The organism is Roseateles sp. P5_E11 (assembly GCF_054049355.1).
In genome coordinates this window covers 1-1,359 of sequence record NZ_JBFUMO010000968.1, presented here as the reverse complement: position 1 = coordinate 1,359, position 1,359 = coordinate 1, and the positions used below count along the sequence as shown (strand labels likewise).

Sequence of the window (1,359 nt, the reverse complement as noted above, 5' to 3'; positions counted from 1 at the left end):
CTTATATGGTCAACCCATTGACTGTCAGCCGGGCGCTCGAATGTTTGCGCGAGCGTGGCTGGATCGAAGTACGCCAGGGCATCGGATCGTTCGTCTGCGATGACGCCAAGGAGCGAATCGTGCAGGTCTGGCGGACCGAGTTCACGGAACGGGAATGGCCCGTGCTGCGCGAAAAGCTCCAACGGCTTGATCTAGGTCCAAAGGATCTTTGCTGAGACTGCGCTGGCAACAATGCAAAGATTCAACGATCTACACCGGCGCGATCGCGACGACGCCAGGGTCGAGTCGCTGGCCAGGATCGTTGTWGGCACGCTGGGCTTCTTAGGCCTTATTGGGTGGCTGGCATACGGTATTGCCACATCCGAGGACGGTCTGTTCGGACTGAAGGCTTGGGTTGCCCTGTGGTCACGGGAGTTTCTGGCAGCGGGCTTTGCGGTGTTCCTGCTGGTTCTTGGCTTTGTGGGCCGGGTAGTGCGCCTGACAAGGCGATGGCTGAGCAGGCGCCAGTCGCGATGAAGGAGCGGTGCTGGACCGATCGCGATCCTCCGGAGGTTGGCCTCCGTGAAGTTGCCGGGGGGCGCGCTGGGCCAGAGCGGGCTGCTCCGGCTCTCGGCACGCGGCCGGAAAGTGCGCCGAAATTCGCGGCGGCAGACGATGAAGCTTCCTCAACACATTCACTGGAAGCCAGTCATGCCTTCAAGTCGCCCTTTCTTCATCACCTGCACCCTGGCCGCGTCGGCTTTCGCTCTCGCGATCACACTTCCTTCGACCGCCCGCGCGGAGGAGCCCGGGAATTCGACGTGGGGGCTGGGGGTCGTAGCGATCAGTACGCAGAAGGCCTACGCGGGCATCGGCAGGGAAAGCACCGGATTCCCGCTGGTCTTCTTCGAGAACAAATGGGTGCGGGTTTTTGGGCCCGGAGTGGAATTCAAGCTCGCGACTGCGGATATCACCGCGACCCAGAAACTCGACTTTCGGCTGCTGGTGAAATACGACGGCAGCGGCTATGAGGCCGACGACGCGCCGATCCTTGGAGGCATGGAGAAGCGAAAGGGCGGCTTCTGGGCGGGCGGCAAGGTCACCTGGCGCAACTCGCTGGTCGACGTGAGTGCCGAAGTGCTCGCCGACGCGTCCGGCCACAGCAAGGGCAAGCGTGCATCGCTGGCGCTCGAGAAAAGCTGGCGACTCGGAGACCGCGTGCTGCTGGCGCCGCGCGCGTCCGCTGCATGGGTGAGCAGTGAGTACGTCGACTACTACTACGGCGTCCGGACCAACGAGGCCAGCGCTGCACGCTCCCCATACCTCGGCCAGGCCGCACTCAACGCAGAGGTGGGCGCGCGTGCGACCTACCTGATCAAC

The 1,359-nt window shown here is 63.3% G+C and carries 1 protein-coding gene and 1 pseudogene; both read left to right on the top strand.

Features of this window, described 5'->3' with window-relative positions; genetic code table 11:
• Nucleotides 1–215, top strand: a pseudogene (locus tag ACXJKR_RS32565) (hypothetical protein); the annotation flags it as partial.
• A 439-nt stretch (nt 216–654) separates the two neighbouring features.
• On the top strand, nt 655–1,359 hold a 705-nt coding region (locus tag ACXJKR_RS32560; protein ID WP_457326378.1), incomplete at its 3' end, for a MipA/OmpV family protein.